The following is a 24,420-nucleotide window of genomic DNA, read 5'->3' as shown; positions in this document are numbered from 1 at the left end:
TCGTCATGAGCGTCTCCCACCCCGACGAACGCCTGCCGCTGATTGGCAATGCGCTGCTGTGCCCGGGGAGCGAGCGCAAGCGTGCCGCAGCCTTGGCGCAGATCGGGGGGGCGCCGCGCTGGATTGATCCGGCAGCGGTTCGCCCGCTCCTTATCCGCCGAACCTCGCCGCCGTGTCTCCTGCGGCGAACTCTTCCGTCTCGCCTTCGACATTGAAGCGCAGGCGATAGCCGATGCCAAGCTCGTTGCCGATGATCCGGGGACGCTGGGGATCGGCTTCCAGCTTCTGGCGCAGCGTGCGGACGAGCACGCGCAGATACTCCACATGATGGGCCTTTTCGTGCGGCCAGGCATGGGCCATGATCTGCTGATGCGTGATCACGCGGCCGGGGAATTTGGCGAGCTGGGCGAGCACGGTATATTCCTTGGGCGTCAGGTGCACTTCCTTCCCCGCCTTCAGCACGACCCTGTTGAGAAGATCGATTTCGACGTCGCCCGCCCGGACCGGGGACACGCCGCCATCCTTGGCCATGCGATTGCGCAGCGCCACCCGAACGCGCGCCAGCAGCTCGTCGGTATCGAACGGCTTGGTCAGATAATCGTCCGCACCCAGATCGAGCGCGGCGACCTTCTGGTCCGTCGCGTCGCGGGCCGAGACGATGATCAGCGTCGTGTCCGACTGCTGCTTGAACAGCGGCACCAGTTCGAGGCCGTCGCGGTCGGGCAGTCCCAGATCGAGGAGGCTGATATCCGGTCGCTCCGCCTTCAGCCGCTCCATCGCTTCGCGCGCATTCTCCGCTTCGACGACGGCGTAATCGGCCCGAGTCAGCGCGGTGTGGATGAGCTTGCGGATATGCGGCTCGTCATCGACGATCAGCACCTTGTGACGGACGTTCATAGCAGATCCTCATGGGAGACGTCGGAGATGATCAGCGCCTGCGGGATCGTGATCGTGAAGGCGGCGCCGCGCGGCTCGACATTGTTGGCGGCGGACACCGTCAGGCCCATGGCCTCGGCAAAGCCCTTCACGATGGCGAGGCCAAGGCCGGTGCCATGCTTGGCCCGGTCGGAGCCTTCCAGCCGCGTAAAGGTGTCGAACACCCGCGCTTCTGCGCCCGCCGGAATGCCCGGCCCTTCATCGACCACTGACAGGGCGATCGCATCCGGCAGGCGCTGGCCGCGCACGATCACGGGCGTTCCGGGATGGGCATAGCGACCTGCATTATCCAGCAGGTTGATGAGGCAGTGATGAAGCAGCGTCGGGTCGACACGGACCAGCGGAATGTCGGGTGCGATCTCCACCTCGACCGCATGGCCCTGCAGGGACTGGCGCGTATCATGCACGGCGCCCGCGACCGCGTCGAAGAGGTCGGTCGGCTCGACCTTGAGCGGCAAGGCGCCGGCCTCCACCCGCGCCATGTCCAGCAGGTTAGCGACAAAGCGGTTCAGCCTTTGCGCTTCGGCATCGACGGTATCGAGCAGATCGGAGGGATGCTGGCGTTTCAGCTCGTGGACCGCGGAGAGGATGGTCGTCAGCGGTGTCCGTAAATCGTGGCTGACCGAGGAGAGCAGCGCCGCGCGGAGCCTGTCGCGCTCCTTGATCTGTCGCGCATCCAGCATCTCCTGCTCCAGCGCCATGCGATCGAAGGCGATGGAGGCCTGATCGAGCAGGCTCATCAGGAGCGGAACCTGATCGGACCGCAGCGGCGGCCCGGCGTCCTCGCGCGCCAGACCCAGCACGCCGAGCACGCCGCGCTTGGTCCGCAGCGGATGAAACAGCCAGTCCGACGCGGTAAGCGTGGACGATCCGCGCCCGGCCGGCTGCTCATTGTCCATCGCCCATTGCGCGGCGGCCTTCTCGATCTGTTCGAGCCGATCCTCCGGCGGCACCGCCGCGCGCAATTGCGGCCCGTCCGGAGATGGCAGCAGCAGCACGGTGCGCAGCTGGAGCAGGCGGCCGACTTCCGCGCAGATGGCGTGCATCAGCTCTTCCTGGCTCGCCGAGGCGGTGAGTTGCCGGGAAAACCCTGCAAGAGCCGCGTTCTGGCGCGCGCTGGACTGAGCGAGGTCGGCCTGGGCGCGGACGCGCGCGGCGAACTGGCTGGTCACGATGGCCACACCCAGCAGCACAAGGATGCTGACGACATTCTCGGGATTATTGACCGTCAGCGTGCCGGTCGGCGGCAGGAAGAAGAAGTTATAGGCGAGGCTCGAAAGCAGGCCCGAGACCAGCCCCGCCCGCAGGCCATAGCTGGCGGCGGCGAACATGACGGGCACGAGGTACATGAGCGCGATATTGCTAAGGTCGATCGCCTCGATGAGCAGCCTGCCGAGTGCCGTCATCGCGGCGATCGTCACCGCCGACCAGAGATAGTGGGACGGTTTGCCCCATCCCTGGCGAAAACGCTGGCGCACCGCCTGCGGGCCGGGCGTGGCGGCGTCGCCGGGCAGGACATGCACGGCGACATCCCCGATCTCGCGCACCAGCGTGTCGACGACAGAGCCATGGCGCAGCTCGAACCACCAGGGCCGCGCGGATTTGCCGATCACGATCTGGGTCGCGCGGGCGTCGGCCACATAATCTTTCAGCCCCTCGACGACGGACGTCGCGGGGATGGTCGCGGTCGTGGCGCCGAGGCGGGATGCGAGCGCCATGGTATCGGCCAGCTGCTCCCGCTCTTTGGGGGTAAAGGAGAGGCTGCGCTGCGTCTCGATATGGACGGCGGACCACGGCGCCTTGAGCGCATCGGCGAGCCGCTTGGCCGCGCGGACGAGGCCCTGCGCGCTGGTGACCTCGCTGATCGCGACCAGAACGCGTTCCCCCGCCGCGAAGCTGCCGGCCAGGGCATGGGCGCGCACATAATCGAGCATCTGGGCATCGACGGCCTGCGCGGCGCGGCGCAGTGCCATCTCGCGCAGGGCTGCGAGGTTGGACTTCGAGAAGAAATGGTTGAGCGCGCGACTCGCTTCCTGCGGAATATAGACCTTGCCCTCTTTCAGCCGCTCGATCAGCTCGTCCGGCGGAATATCGACCACCTCGATCTCGGCCATTTCGAGGATGGAATCGGGCACCGTCTCGCGCACATGGACGCGGGTGAAGGAGGCGACGACGTCGTTGAGGCTCTCGACATGCTGGATATTGACGGTGGAATAGACGTCGATGCCCGCATCCAGCAACTCCTCGACATCCTGATAGCGTTTGGGGTGCCTGCTGCCCGGCGCATTGGTGTGCGCCAGCTCATCCACCAGCACGAGCTGGGGGCGGCGCGCGAGGATGGCGTCGATGTCCATCTCACCGAGCCGGTGCCCCTTATGCTCGACGGCGCGGCGGGGGATGACCTCATGCCCGATCAGCAGCGCCTCGGTCTCCTTGCGGCCATGGGTCTCGACGATGCCGACCACGACGTCGATGCCGGCCGTGAGCCGCTGCATACCGTCGGTCAGCATCTCGTAGGTTTTGCCGACGCCCGGAGCAGCCCCGAGGAAGATCTTGAGACGGCCGCGACCTTCCTGCGCTGCCTGACGCAGAAAGGCTTCCGGATCGCGGCGGTCTGGATCGCTCATGACGGCGTGGTAGCGCCGTTTCCGTCCAGACGTCGATTGATTTCCAGCACATTGACGCGCGGCTCACCCAGAACACCGAGCAGCGGTTGTTCGATGCTCTGGTCGACGAGGGACCGGACCCTGGCTGCGTCCCAGCCGCGCGCACGGGCAATCCGGTCCACCTGATAGTAGGCCGCCTGCGGCGTGATATGGGGATCGAGGCCCGAGCCGGATGCGGTGACCAGATCGACGGGCACGGGCTTGCCGGGATTGGCCTGCTCCAGCGTCGCTATGTCCGCCTTCACCCGGTCGACGAGCACCCGACTTGTCGGGCCAAGATTCGAGCCGGAAGATGCCATGCCGTCATAGCCGCTGCCTGCCGCGGAGGGGCGGCTGTGGAAATAGCGATCCGCCGTGAAGGCCTGCCCGATCAGGCGCGAGCCGACCGGTTCGCCATAATGTTCGATCAGGCTGCCATTGGCCTGTGATGGAAAGATCAGCTGGCCGATGCCGGTGAGCGCGAGCGGATAGGCCAGACCCAGCAAGAGGGCGAAGAGCGCTGTCATGACCAGAGCCGGTCTGAGCGCGGTGAGAATGTCCTTGTTCATGCGTCTGTTCCTCAGGCGAGGCCAAGGCCGTTGACGGCCAGGTCGATGAGCTTGATGCCGGCGAAGGGTGCGATCAGGCCGCCCAAGCCGTAGATAGCGAGATTGCGCGCCAGCAGCGGCCCGGCACCGATCGGCTTGTAGGTCACGCCCTTCAGCGCGAGGGGCACCAGCAGCGGGATGATGAGGGCGTTGAAGATGATCGCGGACAGGATGGCGCTCTGCGGCGTCGCGAGCCCCATGACATTGAGCACGCCAAGCCCCGGATAAAGTACCACGAACATGGCCGGGATGATCGCGAAATATTTGGCGACATCATTGGCGACGGAGAAGGTGGTGAGCGCCCCCCGGGTCATCAGCAGCTGCTTGCCGAGCCCGACGATCTCGATCAGCTTGGTGGGGTCGCTGTCGAGATCGACCATGTTGCCTGCCTCGCGCGCCGCCTGCGTGCCGGTGTTCATGGCGACGCCGACATCGGCCTGCGCCAGCGCGGGCGCGTCGTTGGTGCCGTCTCCACACATGGCGACGAGCCGGCCGCCTTGCTGCTCCTTGCGGATCAACGCCAGCTTGTCCTCCGGTGTTGCCTGAGCCAGGAAATCGTCGACCCCGGCCTCGGCGGCGATCGACGCGGCGGTCAGCGGATTATCGCCGGTAATCATCACCGTGCGGATGCCCATATTGCGCAGCTCGCCGAAGCGCTCGCGGATGCCCGCCTTGACCACATCCTTGAGGAAGATCGCCCCCAGCAGCTTGCCGTCCTTCGCGACGGCCAACGGCGTGCCGCCGGCGCGGGCGATCTCGTCGGTGATGCGCCGCAGTTCCGCCACCGCGGGGCTTTTGTCCGGGCCTGCCATGGCATTCAGGACCGCATCGACAGCGCCCTTGATGACCGTGGTGTCGCCCGTGACCACGCCGGAAATCCGGGTTTGCGCGGTGAAGGGGATCACCTGCGCATCGGCCGGCAGGGCTTGGGCCGCCTCACCGAATTTCTCGCGCGCGAGCGCCACGATCGAGCGCCCTTCCGGCGTCTCGTCCGCCAGACTGGCCAGCAGGGCGGCTTCCGCCAACTGGGCCGGCGTCGCCCCGCCGACCGGCCGGAATGCCGTCGCCTGCCGGTCGCCGACGGTGATCGTGCCGGTCTTGTCGAGCAGCAACACGTCGATATCGCCGGCCGCCTCAACAGCCCGGCCGGACTTGGCCAGCACATTGAAGCGCACGAGGCGGTCCATGCCGGCGATGCCGATCGCCGAGAGCAAAGCGGCGATGGTCGTCGGAATGAGCGTGATGAGAAGGGCCGCGAGAATCGACACCGGGATTGCGCCGCCGGCATAGCTGGCGAAACCGGGAATGGTGCCGACCGCGATCAGGAAGATGATGGTGAGGCCCACCAGCAGCAGCGTCAGGGCGATTTCGTTGGGCGTCTTCTGCCGTTCTGCGCCTTCCACCAGCGCGATCATGCGATCGAGAAATCCCTGGCCGGGATTGACGGTGACGCGCACGTGGATCTCGTCCGAGATGACTCGCGTGCCAGCCGTCACCGCAGACCGGTCGCCGCCCGCCTCCCGGATGACCGGGGCGGACTCGCCGGTGATCGCGGCCTCGTTGACCGAGGCGACGCCCGCGACGACCTCGCCATCCGAGGGGATGAGATCGCCGGTCCCGACCAGCACGGTGTCGCCGACCCGCAGCGCGCTGGCCGGCACGGTCTCGGGCTCCTGGCCGTTCTTCAGGCGGCGGGCGGTGAGGTCCGCCTTGGTCGCCCGCAGGGACGCCGCCTGCGCCTTGCCGCGACCTTCGGCCAGCGCTTCGGCGAAGGTGCCGAACAGGACGGTCAGCCACAGCCAGATGACGAGCTGGAGCTTGAAGCTGGCGGAAAGGCCATCCTGACCGACGATGAGCAGCACCGTCAGGAGCACCGCCACGATGGCGGTCGTGAACATCACCGGGTTACGGATAAGTTGGCGCGGGTTCAGTTTGCGGACCGAGTCCGTGATCGCCGGGACGATCAGATCGGCCGTGAAGAGCGATGGGGACGCTTGGCGTGCCATGGGGGGCTCCGATCAGAAAAGCTGGCCACGGATCATCGCGAGATGATCGGCGATGGGACCAAGGGCGAGGCTGGGCAGGAAGGTGAGGCCGCCGACGATCAGCACGATTCCCACCAGCAGGCCGGTCCAAAGCGGCCCGGTGGTCGGAAAACTGCCCGCCGTCTCCGGCGTGTAGGTCTTCGCTGCCAGCCCGCCGGCAATCGCCAGCATGGGCACGATGACGAAAAAGCGGCCGACCCAGATGGCGACGCCCAGCATGCCATTATAGAAAGGCGTGTTGGCGGAGAGGCCGGCGAAGGCCGATCCGTTGTTCGCCACCGCGCTGGTGAAGGCGTAGAGAATCTCGGAAAAGCCGTGCGGTCCCTTGTTGAGCGGGCCGGCCAGCCCGGCCTCGGTGACCGAGGCGATGGCGGTGAAACCGAGGATCATGAGCGGCAGCACGGCGATGGCGAGAACCGCGAGCTTGACCTCGCGGGCCTCGATCTTCTTGCCGACATATTCCGGGGTTCGCCCGACCATCAGGCCTGCGACGAACACCGCGAGGATCGCGAACAACAGGAAGCCGTAGATGCCGGCGCCGACGCCACCGACGACGACCTCACCCAATTGCATGTTGAAGAGCGGGATCAGGCCACCAAGGGCGGTGAAGCTGTCATGCATCGCATTGACCGCGCCGCAGGAGGCCGCAGTGGTGACGACGGAAAAGAGCGCGGAGGCGGCGATGCCGAAGCGGACTTCCTTGCCCTCCATATTGCCGCCGGCGATGCCGAGGCTGTGCAGGATGGGGTTGCCCGCAGCCTCCTGCCAGTAGGTGATCATGGTCCCGGCCAGGAAGAGCAGCATCATGGCAGCAAGGATCGCCCAGCCCTGGCGACTGTTCCCGACAGCCTTGCCGAAGGTGTAGGTGAGACCCACCCCGATCAGGAAGATCGAGAGCATCTGGACGAAGTTGACGAGCGCCGTCGGGTTCTCGAACGGATGCGCGGAGTTGGCGTTGAAAAAGCCGCCGCCATTGGTGCCGAGCATCTTGATCGCTTCCTGCGAGGCGATCGGCCCCAGCGCGAGGGTCTGGCTCGCACCTTCCAGCGTCGTTACATCGACCGACCCCGCCAGCGTCTGCGGCACACCGCTCGCGATATAGAAGAGCGCGATGACGCAGCAGAGCGGCAGCAGCAGATAGAGCGTCACCCGCGTCACATCGGCCCAGAAATTGCCGATGCCCTTGGCTTCCCGCCGCGCGAACCCGCGGAACAGCGCAAAGGCCAGCGCGATCCCGGTCGCTGCCGACAGGAAATTGTGGATCGTCAGGCCCAGCATCTGGCTGAGGGCCGACATGGTCGACTCACCGCCATAATTTTGCCAGTTGGTGTTGGTCGCAAAGCTGATCGCCGTATTGAAGGCGAGCGGCTGGCTCACCCCCGGATGGCCCAGCGGGTTGAGGGGCAGCAGGCCCTGCAAGCGCAGGATCGCATAAGTGAAGACCAGTAGCGCCGTGTTGAACAGGAGCATGTGCACGGCATAGCGGCGCCAGCTTTGTTCCTCCTGCGGGTCAATGCCCGCCAGCCGGTAGAAGCCGCGCTCCAGTGGTCCGAGCAGGCCATGGAGCGGCGTCCGCCGCCCTTCATAGAGCGCGAAGAGCCACAGGCCGACGGGCTTGGCCAGTGCCAGCAATATGCCGACAAAGGCGAGGATCAAGATCCATCCCTGAACTGTCATGATGTCGCTCCCCGATCAGAAGCGTTCGGGGCGTGCGAGCACGGCCACCAGATAGAAGAGCAGGCCGATCGCGGTCGCAGCGGCCAGCCAATGGTCGATGGTCATGGCCGCCTCCCTACGCCTTGTCGCACAGCGCCGCGTAACCGAGCGTTGTGGCCAGCAAGCCGAGGGTGAGCCCCAACCAGAGCATGTCCTGCATGATCGTTCTCCTGCACGACGTCGGAGACCGCAGGAGATGCGGCGCCGAATCATGTGCCGCAGGTCAAATAAGGCAGAGCCGCATTTGAATTCGAGAGACAGGAAAGGCGATCCGCATAGTATTTGCATATGAATCGCGCAGGTCTGGGGGCCGCAGCGCGCTGGACTGGACGACGGACCGCCGATCCCTGGAACGATCCGCGCGCTGAACACTTTGCATTGCAGTCTTCAGATATCCGTCCGAGGATAGAGGCTGGCATGGAAAGGCCCGTGGTTGAGCAGACGGTCTGAAGAGTCGGAATATCAGTTCGAGCCGCACGAGCGGCCGATGATGCCGGGGTCTCCGGCGACGCCCTACCACCCAGGCCGGCGCCGCTTGGGATATTTGCTGATCGGCGTGCTGCTAGGCCTCACGGGTGGCTTCATCAACGGGCTGCTGATGGCGAACCTGCCCCAGATCCAGGGGGCGCTCGGGCTGACCAGTGTGGAGGCCGGCTGGCTGACTGCCGCCTATACGATGACCAATGTCTGCATGAGCCTGCTGCTCATCAAGTTCCGCCAGCAATTCGGCATCCAGCGCTTTGTGCGGATCGTGCTGATCGGCTTTCTCGTCCTCAACACGCTGCAACTCTTCGTGCACAGCTATGGTCTGGAACTCTTTGTGCGCGCGGGCAGCGGCATCGTCGCAAGCGGCCTGTCCACGATGGCGCTGTTCTACATCATGCAATCGATGAAGGCGGAGGCGCGGCTGGGCGGGCTGGTACTGGGCGTCGGCGTCTCGCAGATCGCAACCCCGCTCGCCCGCGTGATCTCCCCGGCATTGCTCATCCATGGTGATGTGCAGAACCTGTACTTGTTCGAGTTCGGCCTCACATTGCTCTGCCTCGCCGGGGTGTGGCTGCTGCGCCTGCCGCCAAGCGAGCGCATCGACGCCTTCGAGCCGCTGGATTTCCTGACCTTCGCATTGTTCGCCCCCGGCATAGCCCTGCTCTCCGCCGTGCTCGTGCAGGGGCGCATCGTCTGGTGGTCGACTCAGTGGCTGGGCTATGCGCTGGCCGGCGCGATCCTGCTGATCGGCGCGGCGGTGATCGTGGAGCACAACCGGGCCAATCCGCTGCTCAACACGCGCTGGATGGGTAGTGCTGCGATTATCCGGTTCGCCGTCATCGCCGCCAGCATGCGCGTGTTGCTCGGCGAGCAGAATGTCGGCGCCAGCGGCCTGCTGACCGTGCTGGGCATGGGGCAGGACCAGCTGATCGGTTTCTACACGGTGGTCACGCTGGCGACCATATTCGGGCTGGCGGTGAGCCTCAAAACGCTCAAGCCGACCGACCTGCTCAAACCCGTGATCATCTCCTGCGCGCTCATCGCCATCGCCGCGTTCTTCGACACCCAGTCCAGCAATCTCACGCGCCCGGCGCAGCTTTATGTGACCCAGGCGATGATTTCCTTCGCTGCGATCTACTTCATGGGGCCGACGCTCATGGCGGGCATCCTGCAGGCACTGGCCAAGGGGCCGAGCCATATCGTCAGCTTTTCGGCCGTGTTCGGCATTTCGCAGCAATTGGGCGGCATCGGCGGGGCAGCCCTGCTGGGCAGCTTCCAGATTGTCCGTGAGCGCTTCCATTCCGAGATGCTGGTCCAGTCGCTCGTCGGCACCGATCCGCAGGTGGCGCAGCGCATCCAGCAGCTCGGCGGCGCTTATGCGCGGACGCTGGGCGATCCGGCCTTGCGTCAGGCGGAAGGCAGCATCCTCCTCTCCCAGCAGGTCGCGCGGGAAGCCAATATCCTGGCGTTCAACGATGTGTTCATGCTGGTCGGTGCGCTGGCCACGCTCGCCTTTGTGTATCTCGGCGCGCGGTGGATCTATTATCGTCGCAAAGGCATTACCCCCCTGGCCGAAGAGCTTGCGGCCTTGGCGGCAATGAGGACCAGGGCCCAATCATGAGTGACACCTCCGCCGAACATCCGCGCCCATCGAACCGGACCGACCGTCTGGAAGATCCGGTGGAAGTGCCCAATGACACCACCCCCGTGGCCAGCGCGCCGAAGCGCGGCTGGGCGCCCCCGCAAGCCGGCCGAAGGGTGACGCTGCTGGCCGTCCTGTTCATCGTCGTCGGCATTCTCATCGTGCTTTACGCCTGGGGCCTGCCGCCCTTCTCGTCGGATGTTCAGACGACGGACAATGCCTATGTGCGCGGCCAGACCACGGTCATTGCGCCACAGGTGAACGGCTATGTAGTGGAGGTTCAGGTTCAGGATTATGAGCAGGTCCGCAAAGGGCAGGTCCTCGCGCGGATCGACGACCGGATCTATCGCCAGAGAGTGGCGCAGGCGCAGGCCCAACTCGCCACGCAGCGCGCTAACCTTTCCAACAGCAGCCAGAGCGAAGCGTCCAGCCAGGCTCAGCTTGCGGGGCAAGCCGCCAGCGTGGCCAACGCCAAGGCGCAACTGGCCCGCGCGCAGGCCGATATGCGCCGGGTGAATGATCTCGTCAGCCAGGGCTCCGTCTCCCTGCGCGAGCGGGACCAGACTCTGGCGGCGTTGCGGCAGGCGGAAGCGGCCGTGCTGCAGGCGCAGGCGCAGCAGCAGGTGGCGAGCGAGCAGGTCCGCACGGTGACGGTCGGGCGCGGTGGCCTGCGCGCCAATGTCGATGCGGCGCAAGCGGCGCTGCGCCTCGCGGAGATCGATCTCGCCAACACGATCATTCGCGCCCCACAGGATGGGCGGCTGGGCGAGGTGGGCGTGCGGCTGGGGCAATATGTCACGGCCGGCTCGCAGCTGACATTCCTCGTGCCGCCCTTCGTCTGGGTGGCTGCGAACTTCAAGGAAGCGCAGACGGCCCATATGGCGCCGGGCCAGACCGTGCGGCTGCGGGTCGACGCACTGGACGGGGCTGTCATCCACGGCAGGGTCGAGCGGCTGGCGCCCGCCGCCGGCAATGAGTTTCAGGTCATCCGATCCGACAATGCCACCGGCAATTTCGTGAAGGTGCCGCAACGGATCACGGTGCGGATCGCGCCGGATGCCAAGGACCCCCTCTATGCGCGGCTGAGGCCGGGCATGTCCGTCCAGGCCAGGGTCGATACGGCAGGGCACCGGTGATGCGGCCGGCCATCGCCTTGCTGTGCGTCGCGTGCCTGTCCGGCTGCATGGCGCCCCCGACGCCGCTGCCCCCGTCGGCTGCGGTCACGCCGCCTGCCGGCTGGCAAAACGCCGTGGCGGGAGAGGGAGCGGTCAATGCCGGCTGGTGGCGGGCGTTCAATGATCCCGCGCTGACGCAACTGGTCGAGACCGCGATCGCCAACAATGTCGACATCGCCATCGCCGCCGCCCGGGTCCGCGAAGCGCGGGCGCAGGAGCGGCTGGCGCGCGCGCAGCTTTTCCCCACGCTGGATGCGACCGCCGCCGGCTCCCACGGCCGATCGCTTAACCCGTTCGGCCAGGCGACAGAGGGCACGAGCGCCCAGCCTGCGCTGCAGGTGGCTTATGAGATCGATCTATTCGGCAGGATCGACGATCAGACATCGGCCGCGAGATCGGCCTGGCTGGCCAGTCAGGCCGCCCGTGATGCGACGGCGCTTTCGGTCAGTGCGGCCACAGCATCGGGCTACATCACGCTGCTGGCCCTCGATGCGCGTCGCGACGTGGTTCGCCGGACGATCACGGCACGGGCCGAAAGCCTTCGCATTGCCCGCTCCCGCGCCGAGGCCGGCTACACCTCCCAGCTGGAGCTGCGCCAGGCCGAGGCGGAATATCAGGCCGCAGCCATCATCCTCCCGCAGGTCGATCTGGCGATCCTGCGGCAGGAGAATGCTCTGCGCCTATTGACCGGGGATGGGCCGGGCGTGATCCAGCGCGGCGGATCGCTCGACGCCCTCGTCGCGCCGTCCGTGCCCGATCAGGGGCTGCCGTCCGAGCTGCTGCGCCGCCGGCCCGACATCGCGCAGGCAGAGTTCGCTCTGGCCGCATCGGATTCCACCCTGTCAGCCGCGCGCAAGCAGTTCCTGCCGAGCCTTCGCCTGTCTGCTGCGGCCGGCGCGGTCTTCAGCAGCGCGCTGGCGAACCCGGTGACGATCTGGTCCGTCGGCGGCAGCGTGCTGGCGCCCTTGTTCGAGGGCGGGCGCTTGCGCGCCGGCGTGGAAACGGCCGCCGCCCGCCGCGATCAGGCCGCCTTTGCCTATCGCAAGACGGCCCTGACGGCATTCGGTGAGGTGGAGAATGCGCTGGGCAATGTCTCCAGCCTTCGCCAGCAGCGGGCCAGCGCCGAGGCGCAGAGGGCAGCCATTGCCGACGCATTGCGCCACGCGACCAACCGCTATCGTGCGGGCTACAGCAGCTATCTTGAAGAGCTCGACGCGCAACGCGCCCTGCTCTCCGCCGACCTCGCGCTGGTTCAACTGCGTGCCGATCAGCTCAACGCCCTGGTCACCCTGTATCAGGTGCTGGGCGGCGGCTGGGAGAGCGATGCGCGTTGACCTGCGCTAGCTTCGGGAGGCTGGCTCAGCCTCGGCGCCCTTTGTCGGATAGGCTGCGGAAGGTGACCGACCAGCGCGGCTGGGTCATCGGCGCGATGCTGTGTTCCCAGTCGTGGCGGACCTCGCCGGACAGATGGTAGACCGACCGCGGGGCCAGTTCGAGCTTCGCGCGTTCGAAGCCGCCCGAATGGCGCCGGCGCAGCCGCAGCACCGCATCGCTGCCGAGCGAGATGCCCACGACATGCTCGAACACCGGCCGATCCCTGTGCCAGCCGATGCCGGCCCCCGCGTCATAACGGGTCAGCAGCGACTGGACGAGATCGTCAGCAGCGAGCCCCGCGAAGCGGGCGGCGCGGGCTCTGAGCGGGAGCAGCCAGTCGGGTATGGGGTCGGTCGTCCCGAAGCTGCCGGTCTCGAAATCGTAGCGCCATCCAAAGGAGTGGGTGAGGCGCTTGCCGGTCCACTGCTGGAACCGGAAAGGCGCCAGGCCCAGTGCGTCGATCCGCTCGATCAGCGCGGCTTCCTCCCGGGCATCAATGATGTCTGCGCGTGCGTTCAGGCCGGGCACAAGGGGCGTATCGAACAGGTCGAGCATCGTCATGCAGGCGGCATCACCGCAACTGGCTGTCCTTGCTGCCGCGCCGGTTGATGGCGGAAAATGCCGGGCGCTTGTCGCGTGCCGACTGGCAGGCGACGCAGGTCCGCGCGCCGGGCAGCGCCTTTCTGCGCGCCTCGGGGATTTCCTCGCCGCATTCCTCGCACGCCAGGGTACCGGGGCCCGATGGCATCCGGGCCCGGGCGGTTGCCAGAGCGTCTTTCACGCTGTCGTCGATCTGATCCTGAACGGCGCCGTCGGGCGCCCAGCCATTGGCCATGCTCGCCTGCTCCCGCATCTGTGTCTGCGATAAGTCCTATATGGGGTCGCTATCCCCGAATTTCATCAGGTCGACATGGGGGCATCGACGGACGTGTCCGCCTTGCGCCCGCAAAGATCGCGCAGCATCTTCGTGCGGCGCGCGACCTCCGGTCGTCGGAGCAGGGCGTCGACCGGGGCGGGCAGGCGGCGGCGCCAATTGGGGTGCTCGTCGAGCGTGCCGGGGAGGTTGGGCTGCTCCTCAAGGCCCAATAGATCCTCGATCGAGATGATCTTCACCGGCGTCGGCGCCTGGGCGATGTGGGCGAGAGCTGCATCGACCACGCTGTCCGTCGAGACGCTGGCAAGCGCCTCGGGCGCACCGGCCAGCAGGTTCCATAAATGCTCGCGCTCCTCCGCGCGCCGGTCATGGTCTGCGGGCGTCTCGGGCTGCAGGCTCTGCCGCCATTCCAGATCGCGCGCGCGCCACCAGCCGGCGACGGTGGGCGTGTCGTGGGTGCCGGTCATCGCGACGCTGTGCGGACGATAGGCCGAGGCTGCGGCGAATTTGCCGTGGGCGTCCCGCTCGAACCACAGCACGCTCATGCCCAATATGCCCCGCGCGGCGATGACCTCCATGAAGCTCTCGGGCGCGGTCCCAAGATCTTCGGCAATGATGAGCGCATGACTGCGATGACTTTCGATGGCCAGAATTCGCAGCAGATCCTCGAATGGATAGTCGAGATAGACGCCCTCCGTGCTGGGCGCGCCCTCGGGGATGACCCACAAGCGACGCAATCCGAACGCATGATCGATGCGAAGCCCCCCGGCATGGCGCAGGGCCGCCCGGATCATCCGGATCCATGGGCGGAAGCCCCGCGCGCGCAGGGCGTGCGGCGAATAGGTGGTAAGGCCCCAATTCTGCCCCTCGGGGCCGAGCGGATCGGGCGGGGCGCCGATGGTCAGGCCGCGCAGAAAACCATCCGGATCGCTCCAGACGTCGCTCCCGCCGGGATCGACCCCGACGGCGAGGTCGGCGATCAGGCCGATGCGCATCCCCGCCTGGCGCGCCGAGGCCTGCACTTTGCCCAGCATCCGGTCGGTCTGGGTCTGCGCCAGAATGTGAACCGCAACCTCCTGCCAGTGGCTCCGGGCGAAATGGTCGACGGCCGGGCTTTGCGGGTTTTGAAACGCGGCCGGCCAGCGCTGCCAGGGGCGGCCGCGAAACTCGATGGAGAGCGCGTCGAACAGCGCGTGGCGGATCAGGGCCGGATCGGATTGCGCCTCGTCCCAGACTGCGCGCTGGGTCTCCTCGTCGAGCGCCGCGAAGGTGGCGCGCTGCTTGAGAAGCGCCGCATCCCTGGCTGCGGTCCAGTCGATCAGATCATCATCGGCATGATCGGGCGGCGAAACAGGCGCATCGGCCAGCAGGGTGTTGAGATAGGTGCGGCTGGACGGCGCATAGGGGCTGAAATGGCGAGCGGAACCGGGCACCAGTGCATGGACTGGACTGATCGCCAGCAGATCGGCACCTTCCTCCGCAAAGCCGAGGCCCGCCACGCGCAGGTCTTCGAAGGTGCCATACATCCCATCGCTGCGCAGCGAGGGGATCTGGATCGCCGGCCCCCAAATGGCCGGGTCTGCGAGCTCGCAGCATCGGGGCGGCGCTATCGCCAAGGTAAAGACATGGCCTGCGATGTCGACCCGATGATAGCCGATTGCGGTGAAGGCCGGCAGTTGACCATCGTGGATGGCGACACGCCCTTCTCTGCCATCCTCAGAGGTGACCTCTGCAAAGGCTTCAGCCGCGAGACGATCCGGCAGAGGGACGGGCTGGCCGGCATCCGCACTCAGAAAGTCCGGATTCCGTGCGGCCTCTTCAGTCAGTTTGGCCCAAGCCTGCGCCCGCTCCGCATCCGTCTCGGCGGCATAGCCCAGTGCCTGCAGGACCGCTCGAAGCGTGTCCTGCGACACGCTATGCGCGAGCCCGTCGGCATCCTTCCAATGGATCGCGAGCCCTGCCGCGTGCGCCAGGGCTAGAATCTCATCGTCAAGCACAGCGTTCGCCCTCAGGCTGTTTTGGCTTTCTTCGCGCGGCCAGCTGCCGATATCTTTTTGGCCGGTAGCGCCGTCGAAGCCGGGGAACTGGCGGCAGCCATCGTTTCGCTCTGCTCCTGCGGCAGGGATAGGTCAGCGTCCTCGGGAGCGGAGGCAGCCTGCTGTTGCTGCTGGCTCAGGACTTCTTGTTCGACCTGCTGCCAATGCTCGCGGTCACGCCCATGAGGGCGGCCTTCGGCTTCCCACAGCTCATAGGCTCGCTTGCTGATCGTCTGATACTTGTCATCGTCCATATTGGGTTCCTTGCGTTTCGTGGGGTCGATCATGCTGGCTTCGCGCCGCCGCATCGGGGCCGGCGATCCGGTCGGGCAGGGGAATGTCGATGGTGACCGCGCGGTTTTGCCATGCCCGGGTGACGCGCAGCCCTTCCGGGGTCCGCTCCAGCCGATAGCTGCCCATGGCGAACAGTTCCGCATCTTGCCGGCGGCGCGCGAGCAGGTCCTGCGTCAGCTTGAGCTTGCGGGCATCGCGCCCGGCTGGGCCGGAGGCAATCGCGTCCCAGTCAACGGCTCTGCGATTGTCCGGGTCGGTCAGGGCAATCGCGACGATTTCGGTGCCCTGGTAGATGTCCGGCACCCCGGGCGCGGTGATCTGGAGGGCGGTCTGCGCCATCATGAGCGCTTCCCATGTCTGCATGAACGCCGCTCGCTCGTCGTCTGACCACAGCGCCCCGTCTTCAAGCGAGGCCATCAGGGACAGCGCAAGCTCGGTCACACCGTTTTCAATCTCAAGCGCCGGCTCCTCATAGCTGGATTCGAGCTTCGCCTCACGCATGGCCTTGGCCATGTGGTCCGCAATGCGCTGCGCGGCATCCGGCTGATCGAGCATCATCAGCGCGCATTGGATGGCATAGATGCCCCAGCGCGGCGGTAATGCCCGATCCTGTGCCCGTGCCAGCGCCTCCCCGTAGACGCGCACGCCCAGTTCCGGGAAGGCGGCCAGGGCAATGATCGCGGCCCTGGCATCGGCCGAGCGCTTGGTGTCATGAGTCGAGAGGGCATTGAGCGCGCAGGGCGTCTCGGACGCACGCTCGTTCATACGCACCGCAAAGCGCTCAAGGTCGATCGGCTGGAGGTCCGGGGCGGCGCCCACCTCGCAAAACGGCAGATAGGCGATGGACCGATAGAAGACGGTATCCTCCTCGGACTTGGCGGTGAGCGCGCCGGTCAGCTGTTCGAACCGGGCCGCGAAGGCCCGTGCCAGCGGATCGTCCGGGGCAGACAGCAGACTGAACACCGGCCCAAGCATACCGCTTGGGTGCGGATCGCCACGCGCACCGGCGAGAGCCTGCGCGCATAGCTCGCCCGGCGGCATCACGTCGGCGGCATAGGAGCGATAGACCGGCCAGTGCATCGCAAGCTGCACGATCGCCGCGCGCACCTCCGGCGCTGCGACGGGCGATCCGGCCAGCGCCATGATGGCCGCATCGGTCACCCGGTCGAGCTCGGGGGTGAAGACGGTGTACAGCATCGTCCGGCGAACGCCGCGCACCTCAAGGGCATAGTCCGTCGGCACAGGCGCGCGCGCTGCGGCTGCCAAGGCATCCAGACCTTCCGACGGGGTCAGCAATTGGGTCACGGGCGCCATGAATTCATAACCGCTCATGCCCTCGACCGGCCAGCCCGGCGCCAGCGGCTCGCCCTCCTTGACGATCTTCTCCACCCAGATGGGAATGAAGCCCAGCGCCTCGCGCAGTCGGCGGAGGTAGCTGAGCGGGCGGGCCAGCCCGTCGATATGGTCGACGCGGACGCCCTGGACGCGCCCGGCCCGAACCTGCTCCACAATCCAGCGATGGGTGAACTCGAAGACCTCGGGATCTTCCTGTCGCACCCCGATCAGATCGGTGACGTTGAAGAAGCGCCGGTGGACGATGTCGCCATCCTCCTGCCAATGGCCGATCTGCCAATGCTGTTCGTCGAGCAACTGCGCCAGCAGGCCTTCGTCCAACGTCTCCCCGCCCGCCAGCCGCTCGGTCAGCGGTGTCGCGCGCAGGGGGTAATGCTTGTCGTAGACGCGCAGGATCGGATCATTGCCGATGAGCGAGAAGGCCAGTTGTTCCGCGTCCAGAAGATCGGCCGGCGTCCCGTCCAGAACCGGGAACTGCAGCGGGCCACGGTCCCAGTCGATATCGAACAGGGGCGCAAAGCGGCTCTCCTGTCCATGCCGCATGATGTCGGCGATGAAGGGATTTTCCGGCGTGAACGCCATATGATTGGGCACAATGTCCAATATGATGCCGAGCCCGGCGGCGCGCGCCGCGTCGCTCAGCGCGCGAAAGGCCTCGTCACCGCCCAGCACCGGATCGACCCGATTGGGATCGGTCACGTCATAGCCATGGGTTGAGCCCGTCGCGGCGCTGAACAGCGGCGAGAGGTAGATGTGGCTGATGCCCAGCGCCTGCAGCCAGGGAATGCGCGCGCGCACCGCCTCCAGATCGACGCCGTTCCGCAGCTGGATCCTGTACGTCGCGACGAGGCCGGGGGCGCTGGGATGTCGCATGGTCATTGGTCCTTTCGAACGGCGGCGGCGAAAGCGAAGCCGCTCCCTTGCGCGGCCTCCACGAAGAAGGGGTCGGTGGGCGTGGAAAAATCCTCGCCGCCAAGCAGCAAACGGACGTGCAGGGCCGCCGTTTCAAACTCCCATCGCGCATCGAACGCCGCGCCCTCGCGCGTGACGGCTGCCTTGGGCCGTTCCGTCTGCGCGAGGAGCGGCGTGATATGGAAGGCTCGCAGTGCAAGAAGGTCGCGCACAAAGGCTTCATGCTCGCGCTGCGCATCGGTTGCGGCATGCCCGATCATCGAGCGGGCGGCCGTCTGCGGATCATTGGGGTCGGGCACGGTGCCGGCGAAGGACGTGAACTTCTCAAACTCCCGCGCGCGGCCGGTGCGCACCGCTTCAGCCAGATCGCCCGTGAAATCCGTGAAGAACAGGAACGGCGCTTCGGTCAGGAACTCATCGCCCATGAACAGCATCGGCGTGAAAGGCGTCAGCAGAGTCAGGGCCGTTACCACCCGCAGCGCGGCGCGGTCCGCCACCAGATGGTGCAACCGCTCGCCCTGCGCGCGATTGCCGACCTGATCGTGATTGCCCAGAAAATTGATGAACGCCGTTCGGGGCAACAGGGCGGATGGCTCGCCGCGCAAATGCTCATGCGGGGGCCGTTTCTGCCCCTGCTCCACATATCCATCGCGCAGCGCCATCTCGATGTCCGCCAGCGGATCGACGGCAAAGGGCGCGTAATAGCTCTCGTCTTCCCCGGTCAGCAGGCAGTGGATCGCGTGGTGCCAGTCATCGTTCCAGCTGGCATTGAAGGGCGCATCCGGCTCGAGATAGTCGACGAGGTTGCGCTCATCCTCGGTCACCAGATGGATCGGGCGTCCCCAGTCGCGCGCGCGAACAGCCTTGCCGAGATCCGCCAGAAAGTCCTCGGTGGTCTGGTCGGCAATGGCGTGAACGGCGTCCAGGCGCAGCCCGTCGAGCTGATATTCCTCCAGCCAGAACAGGGCGTTGTCGAGAAAGAAGGCGCGAACGGCGGGCACATCGAAGGCAATGCCGTCCCCCCAGGGGGTGCGGGCCGAGGCGTGGAAGAAGGACGGGCACCAGACGGGCAGATAATTGCCCGAGGGACCGAAATGATTATAGACCACATCGAGCATTACCGCGATGCCGAGCTTGTGGGCCGCATCCACGAACTGCTTGAGGCCGTCCGCACCGCCATAGCAAGGATGGGGCGCATAGAGCAGCACACCATCATATCCCCAGCCGTGCGTGCCCTCGAACTGGGCGACCGGCATCAGCTCGACGACCGTCACGCCGAGGCTTTTCAGGCGCGGCAATGCCCTTTGCGCGGCAGCAAATGTGCCCTCGGGCGTGAACGTTCCGAGATGAAGCTCATAGATGACCGCCTGATGCCAAGGGAGACCCGCCCAGTCGGCGGACCATTGGAAGGCGCGAGGGTCGACCAGGCGCGAGGGGCCGTGAACATCGCCCATCTGTGCCCGCGCTGCCGGATCGGGATAGAGCCTGTCGCCGATGCGAAAGCCGTAGGAGGCTCCCGGTCGAGCCGCAGCGGTGCCGGAGAACCAGCCATCTTCGCCCTGCGCCAAAGCGGTCGACACGCCGTCGATCTCGACTGCCACCGCTTCGCGATCCGGCGACCAGAGCGAGAAGCGCCATTGCCCGTCTTCCTCGGGCTCTGCGCCCCAGCCCTTGCGGAAATGATGGCCGGTCATCGTGCGGTCGGCGCGTAGACGCATACGCTGTTGGCCGGGATGGCGAGGACATCGCCCTCGCACGACTCTTCGCTGAAGGGATCGGCGCTGGCGGTATCCAGGATGCGCGTCCAGTGCGCGATGCCGTTGGGGTGGGGCAGGGTGAAGTCGAGCGCGTCGCCGGCGTTCACGATGATGAAGAGCGCACCGATATTCTCATCGTCAAGGAAGGCCGCTCGCGCGGAGTGGTCGATGAACAGGCCGAGCACGCGCAACTCCGTTTCCGCCCACACCGCCTCATCCATCTCGCGCCCGTCGGGCTGATACCAGGCGACTTCCGTCCGCCCATCGTCCCCCGCATCGCCGAGCAGGAATGTCTCCTGCGCAAGGACCGGATGATCGAGGCGGAAGCGGACCATTCGCTGCACGAAATCGAGAAACGCACCGTCCCGCTCGGGCCAGGTGATCCAGGCCGTCTCATTGTCCTGACAATAGACGTTGTTATTGCCCTGCTGGCTGTTGCCGATTTCGTCCCCACTCAGGATCATCGGCACGCCTTGGCTGAGCAGCATCGTCGCGATCATGTTTCGCCGGCGCTGGCTGCGTCCCGCGCGGATATCGCCGTCGTCGGTTGCGCCTTCGGTGCCCATATTGGCGGACAGATTGTGATCATGGCCGTCCGCGCCATTCTCGCCATTGGCCTCGTTATGCTTGTCGTTGAACGACACGCAGTCCATCAGCGTGAAGCCATCATGAGCGGCGAGGAAATTTACGGAGGAGGTGGGGCTCCGGTCCGAATGGTTGAACTGTTCGGGTGAGCCCAGCAGGCTCCCGGCCACATCGCCGATCAGACTGCCATCGCCGCGCCAGAACCCGCGCACGGTATCGCGGAATTTATCGTTCCATTCGCGGAACGGCGCAGGGAAGCCGCCGACCTGATAGCCGCCCTCGCCGACATCCCAGGGCTCGGCGATCAGCTTCACGCCGGAGAGGATGGGGTCCTGCCGGATCGCGCCGAAGAATGTCCCTTCCCGATCGAACCCCGCCGCCTGCCGTCCCAGCGTCGAGGCGAGATCGAAGCGGAACCCGTCGACATGCATGACCTGCACCCAGTAGCGCAGTGAATCGAGCACCATCCGCAGCACCATGGGGTGCGCCACAGAGAGCGTGTTCCCCGTGCCGGTCTGGTCGAACGAGTAGCGCGGATGGTCCGGCGACAGGACATAATAAGCCGCATTGTCGAGGCCCCGGAAGCAGAGCGTCGGGCCGCGTTCCGATCCTTCTGCGGTGTGGTTGTAGACCACATCCATGATCACTTCGATGCCGACCCGGTGGAAGCGCTTCACCATCTCCTTGAACTGGCGAATGGCACCGGGGACGCCCTCGCCCTGCTGGAGGAAGCGGGTTTCCGGGGCGAAATAGCCGAGCGTCTGATAGCCCCAATAATTGGAGAGCCCGCGTTCCAGCAGGCTGCGATCATCGAGGAAGAACTGGCAGGGCAACAGCTCGATGGCGGAGACGCCGAGCTTGCGGAGATGGTCGAGGATCGGCTCGCACACCATGCCGGCATAAGTGCCGCGCAGCTCCTCGGGCACATCGGGGTGCGTCATGGTGAGGCCACGCACATGCGCTTCGTAGATGATCGTCTCGGTCCATGGGAGACGCAGCGCCGCGTCTCCCTCCCAATCGAAATCGGGGTTCTGCACCACGCTCTTGACCATGAACGGGGCCGAATCCCGCGTGTCGAACGTCAGATCGTCGCCACTCAGGAGATCATAGCCCCACAGCGCATCGTCCCATTTGAGCGTGCCGGACACCTCCCGCGCATAGGGATCGAGCAGCAGCTTGTTGGGGTTGAAGCGATGGCCCTGCTCGGGCTCATAAGGGCCATGCGCGCGATAGCCATAGAGTTGACCGGGCTTGAGGCCGGGGAGAAAGCCGGAGTGGATCGAGCCTTCGCGTCGGGGCAATTCGAGCCGTTGAACCTCTTCTTCCCCATCGTCCGAGAAGAGCGAGAGTTCGATGGCCTCGGCATTTTCGGAAAAGACGGCAAAATGAACGCCCTCGCCGGTATATTCGGCGCCGAGCTCATGGTGCAGCCTGTCCGGCTTTGCGAAGGCCAGAGGCGTCGCGTCTGGCTCCAGGCCGATATCGTCTGCCTGGGTCAAAGTCCGGGCGCCAGCATTCTCCGGGCGCTCTCATCTGCCGTGGTATAATAGGGCTTGGCGGATCGCATCGCCCCGGCGAGCCGGCTCATCGCCTGCGCGGACAGAAGGCGAATGCCGCCTTCCGAGACAAGGCAGCCGTCGCCGCACTGCCTGAGCGCTGCGGAGAGATCGAAGCCGTCGGGAATGACGGCATCGCCGGTCACGATCGCATTGTCGATGCGCACATCCGAGCCGACGCGCGCGCCGGGCATCACCACGACGTTGCGAAGCTGGGCTCGCTCGCCGACGCTGGCACCTTGGCCGATCATATGGCCCGGCCAGACCGGACGGCCGGAAACCGGCGCAGACCGCACCGGCAGGCCAATGGCGCGCCGCCCGGCGACCGGCCATGAGGGATCGAGCGCGACCCGGCCGCTGGCGATATCGGCATGAATGCCATGATAGGCATCCACCGTGCCGAGATCGCGCCACAGGGGCGCGGCCTGCCCACGCCCGGGCAGCGCGTAGACATAGGCGCCTCGCTCGGCCACCAGCCGGGGCAGGACATGCTTGCCGAAATCCAGATCCTCATGGAGCGGAGCCAGTTCGGCCAGTACCTGCCGCAGCAGCTGCCAGGTGAAGACATAGATGCCCATCGATGCAAAGGCATGACCGGGACGGTCGGGCGCTTCCGCAGGCGAGGCCGGCTTCTCTGCGAAATCGGTGATCAGGCCATCCGCACCTGCCGTCATGACACCAAATTGGTCGGCGTCGGCCAGCGGGACGTGCACCGCGCCGACCGTCACTTTCGCGTTGCTCAGCATGTGGCGCTCGATGAACGGCCGGTAGTCCATCTGGTAAAGGTGATCGCCCGCGAGAACGACAACATGATCCGGCGCTTCTTGGTCGATCTGGTCGCTGATCTTAACGACCGCGTCCGCCGTTCCGTTGAAGGGGCCGCATTCATTGCCGTCGAGCACGTCTAGCTCGATGCCGCCAAAGCGCTGCCATGTCTGGTTCAAATGGCGATGGAGCGCGTCGGGCTCATATTGGGTGAGCACCAGTGCGCGGGGGATGCCGGAATTGGCGACGTTCGCTAGCGTGAAATCGATGAGCCTGCCCACATCGCCAACCGGCAGAGCAGGTTTGGCGAGCGCGCTGGTCAGATCATGAAGGCGACTGCCCCGACCGCCTGCCAGGACAAGAGCCAGCGCCGCAGAAGTCGCATGCCGGGCATTCGATTGGCTCATATCTACCTCAGGTCAAAGGAAATCTTCGCCTGATTAACCAACGGCAACGCGCACTGTTCCCTGTCTTTACATATGTTAAGCGATTTTTGTTGCCGCCCCTTGGGGAGTGACATGGCCCGGAGCGTGCGGCGGACGAAGCCGCGCCGATACCGGCAATAGAGGCGCCACTGTGCCAGCCGCCAAGCCGGCCGCAACGTCGGTGTTTGGCTAGCCCCTCACGATGGGCGCAAGATCAGAACAGCCGGGCCAGAAAATAGAAGGCTGCGCCCACGACAGCTGAGGCCGGGATGGTGATGATCCAGGCGATCATGACGCTCTGCGCCACGCCCCAGCGCACGGCAGAGGCCCGTCGCGCGGTGCCTGCGCCGATCACGCATCCGGTGATCGTGTGGGTGGTCGAAACGGGAATGCCCATCAGCGAGGCCGTGAACACCATGATCGAGCCGCCAAGGGAGGCGCTGAATCCCTGGTGCTGCGAGAGCTTGGTGATCCGCGAGCCCATCGTTTCGATGATCTTCCAGCCGCCCGTCAGCGTGCCCAGCGCGATCGCGATATAGCAGGCAATCGCCACCCAGTGCGGCACCGCGAATTCGCCGGTGAGATAGCCAGTCGAATAGAGCAGCACCGTGATGATGCCCATGGTCTTCTGCGCGTCATTGAGGCCGTGGCTGACGGAATAGGCGGCCGAGGACAACAGGTGCAGATAGCGAAACGCATGCTCGGCGCCACGAGCGGTGGCCCGGCGGAACACCCAGCTCGTCGCCAGCATGATCAGCATGGAGAGCAGCATGCCCAGCGTGGGCGAGAGCACGATGGCGATCAGCGTCTTGTTGAGGCCGCTCCACTGGATGCCGGAGATGCCGGCATGGGCCATCCCCGCGCCAATAAGGCCGCCGATCAGGGCATGGCTGCTGGAGGAGGGAATGCCCTTGAGCCACGTCACCACATTCCAGAACATGGCGCCGATCAGCGCGCCGAAGATGACGGCCGGCGTAATCAGATCCTGACTGACGAGGCCGGCGCCGATCGTCTCGGCGACCTTGTGCAGGCTGGGGAAGGCCAGCATGAGAAAATAGGCCGCGAAATTGAAGAAGGCTGCGAAAACCACCGCCGCAACCGGGCCGAGCAGGCGGGTCGCCACCACGGTCGCAATCGAGTTGGCGGCATCATGCAAGCCGTTGAGATAATCGAATGCGAGCGCGATGACGATCAGGCCGACCAGCAGCGGAAAAGCGAGGTTGTGCATGACCCTGT

The 24,420-nt window shown here is 65.9% G+C and carries 18 protein-coding genes; 3 read left to right on the top strand and 15 right to left on the bottom strand.

Annotated features, from left to right (window positions below; translation table 11 throughout):
• Positions 1 to 150: 150 nt before the first annotated feature.
• Genes M2335_RS15575 through M2335_RS15550 form a run of 6 tightly spaced genes read right to left on the bottom strand, consistent with a single transcriptional unit; the run spans position 151 to position 8,016 of the window.
• Positions 151 to 897 (bottom strand): response regulator, encoded by a 747-nt coding sequence (locus M2335_RS15575; RefSeq protein WP_181560708.1) that lies wholly within the window; start codon positions 895 to 897, stop codon positions 151 to 153.
• On the bottom strand, positions 894 to 3,563 hold the full coding sequence (locus tag M2335_RS15570) for a sensor histidine kinase (RefSeq protein ID WP_264595283.1): 2,670 nt from the start codon (positions 3,561 to 3,563) through the stop codon (positions 894 to 896). Before M2335_RS15570 ends, M2335_RS15575 begins: the two co-directional genes overlap by 4 nt.
• On the bottom strand, positions 3,560 to 4,150 hold the full coding sequence (gene kdpC / locus M2335_RS15565; protein ID WP_264595282.1) for a potassium-transporting ATPase subunit KdpC: 591 nt from the start codon (positions 4,148 to 4,150) through the stop codon (positions 3,560 to 3,562). The genes M2335_RS15570 and kdpC overlap by 4 nt, the downstream gene beginning before the upstream one ends.
• Before the next feature lie 11 nt (positions 4,151 to 4,161).
• Positions 4,162 to 6,195 carry a potassium-transporting ATPase subunit KdpB gene (gene kdpB, locus M2335_RS15560; RefSeq protein WP_264595281.1) on the bottom strand — a complete coding sequence of 678 codons (2,034 nt, stop codon included), beginning with the start codon at positions 6,193 to 6,195 and terminating at the stop codon, positions 4,162 to 4,164.
• A 12-nt stretch (positions 6,196 to 6,207) separates the two neighbouring features.
• Positions 6,208 to 7,911 (bottom strand): potassium-transporting ATPase subunit KdpA, encoded by a 1,704-nt coding sequence (gene kdpA / locus M2335_RS15555; RefSeq protein WP_264595280.1) that lies wholly within the window; start codon positions 7,909 to 7,911, stop codon positions 6,208 to 6,210.
• A 15-nt stretch (positions 7,912 to 7,926) separates the two neighbouring features.
• Positions 7,927 to 8,016 carry a potassium-transporting ATPase subunit F gene (locus M2335_RS15550; protein WP_264584082.1) on the bottom strand — a complete coding sequence of 30 codons (90 nt, stop codon included), beginning with the start codon at positions 8,014 to 8,016 and terminating at the stop codon, positions 7,927 to 7,929.
• 367 nt (positions 8,017 to 8,383) lie between these two features.
• Here M2335_RS15550 and M2335_RS15545 point away from each other — a divergent pair, with 367 nt between their 5' ends.
• From M2335_RS15545 to M2335_RS15535, 3 genes are read left to right on the top strand one after another with little or no spacing between them, the layout of a single operon-like run.
• Entirely contained in the window at positions 8,384 to 10,057 is a 1,674-nt protein-coding gene (locus M2335_RS15545; RefSeq protein ID WP_264574263.1) for an MFS transporter, read from the top strand.
• The gene (locus tag M2335_RS15540; protein WP_264595279.1) at positions 10,054 to 11,214 is read left to right on the top strand and encodes an HlyD family secretion protein; all 1,161 of its coding nucleotides are present in this window, start codon (positions 10,054 to 10,056) and stop codon (positions 11,212 to 11,214) included. Before M2335_RS15545 ends, M2335_RS15540 begins: the two co-directional genes overlap by 4 nt.
• Positions 11,214 to 12,587, top strand: a complete 1,374-nt coding sequence (locus M2335_RS15535; RefSeq protein ID WP_264595278.1) for an efflux transporter outer membrane subunit — start codon at positions 11,214 to 11,216, stop codon at positions 12,585 to 12,587. The genes M2335_RS15540 and M2335_RS15535 overlap by 1 nt, the downstream gene beginning before the upstream one ends.
• 25 nt (positions 12,588 to 12,612) lie before the next feature.
• Here the strand turns inward: M2335_RS15535 and M2335_RS15530 are convergent, their stop codons facing one another.
• The 9 genes from M2335_RS15530 to M2335_RS15490 all read right to left on the bottom strand — a co-directional run bounded on the left by M2335_RS15530 (position 12,613) and on the right by M2335_RS15490 (position 24,412).
• Entirely contained in the window at positions 12,613 to 13,182 is a 570-nt protein-coding gene (locus M2335_RS15530) for an alpha-ketoglutarate-dependent dioxygenase AlkB (protein WP_264595433.1), read from the bottom strand.
• Between the two features lie 16 nt (positions 13,183 to 13,198).
• Entirely contained in the window at positions 13,199 to 13,462 is a 264-nt protein-coding gene (locus M2335_RS15525) for a DksA/TraR family C4-type zinc finger protein (protein ID WP_264595277.1), read from the bottom strand.
• 65 nt (positions 13,463 to 13,527) lie between these two features.
• Entirely contained in the window at positions 13,528 to 15,498 is a 1,971-nt protein-coding gene (malQ, locus tag M2335_RS15520; RefSeq protein ID WP_264595276.1) for a 4-alpha-glucanotransferase, read from the bottom strand.
• An 11-nt stretch (positions 15,499 to 15,509) separates the two neighbouring features.
• A complete protein-coding gene (locus M2335_RS15515; RefSeq protein WP_264595275.1) occupies positions 15,510 to 15,791 on the bottom strand; it encodes a DUF2934 domain-containing protein in 282 nt (93 codons plus the stop codon).
• Positions 15,781 to 18,057 (bottom strand): malto-oligosyltrehalose synthase, encoded by a 2,277-nt coding sequence (gene treY / locus M2335_RS15510; protein ID WP_264595274.1) that lies wholly within the window; start codon positions 18,055 to 18,057, stop codon positions 15,781 to 15,783. Before treY ends, M2335_RS15515 begins: the two co-directional genes overlap by 11 nt.
• A gap of 2 nt (positions 18,058 to 18,059) precedes the next feature.
• Positions 18,060 to 19,814: a malto-oligosyltrehalose trehalohydrolase gene (treZ, locus tag M2335_RS15505; RefSeq protein ID WP_264595273.1), complete on the bottom strand. Its 1,755-nt coding sequence runs from the start codon at positions 19,812 to 19,814 to the stop codon at positions 18,060 to 18,062.
• Complete coding sequence (glgX, locus tag M2335_RS15500) at positions 19,787 to 21,937, bottom strand: glycogen debranching protein GlgX (RefSeq protein ID WP_264595272.1); 2,151 nt, start codon at positions 21,935 to 21,937, stop codon at positions 19,787 to 19,789. Before glgX ends, treZ begins: the two co-directional genes overlap by 28 nt.
• Positions 21,934 to 23,166: a glucose-1-phosphate adenylyltransferase family protein gene (locus M2335_RS15495; RefSeq protein ID WP_264595271.1), complete on the bottom strand. Its 1,233-nt coding sequence runs from the start codon at positions 23,164 to 23,166 to the stop codon at positions 21,934 to 21,936. Before M2335_RS15495 ends, glgX begins: the two co-directional genes overlap by 4 nt.
• 232 nt (positions 23,167 to 23,398) lie before the next feature.
• A complete protein-coding gene (locus tag M2335_RS15490; RefSeq protein ID WP_181560695.1) occupies positions 23,399 to 24,412 on the bottom strand; it encodes an inorganic phosphate transporter in 1,014 nt (337 codons plus the stop codon).
• Positions 24,413 to 24,420: the final 8 nt, after the last annotated feature.

The organism is Sphingobium sp. B12D2B, from assembly GCF_025961775.1.
GTDB lineage: Bacteria > Pseudomonadota > Alphaproteobacteria > Sphingomonadales > Sphingomonadaceae > Sphingobium.
This window is presented reverse-complemented; position numbering and strand designations above follow the sequence as displayed.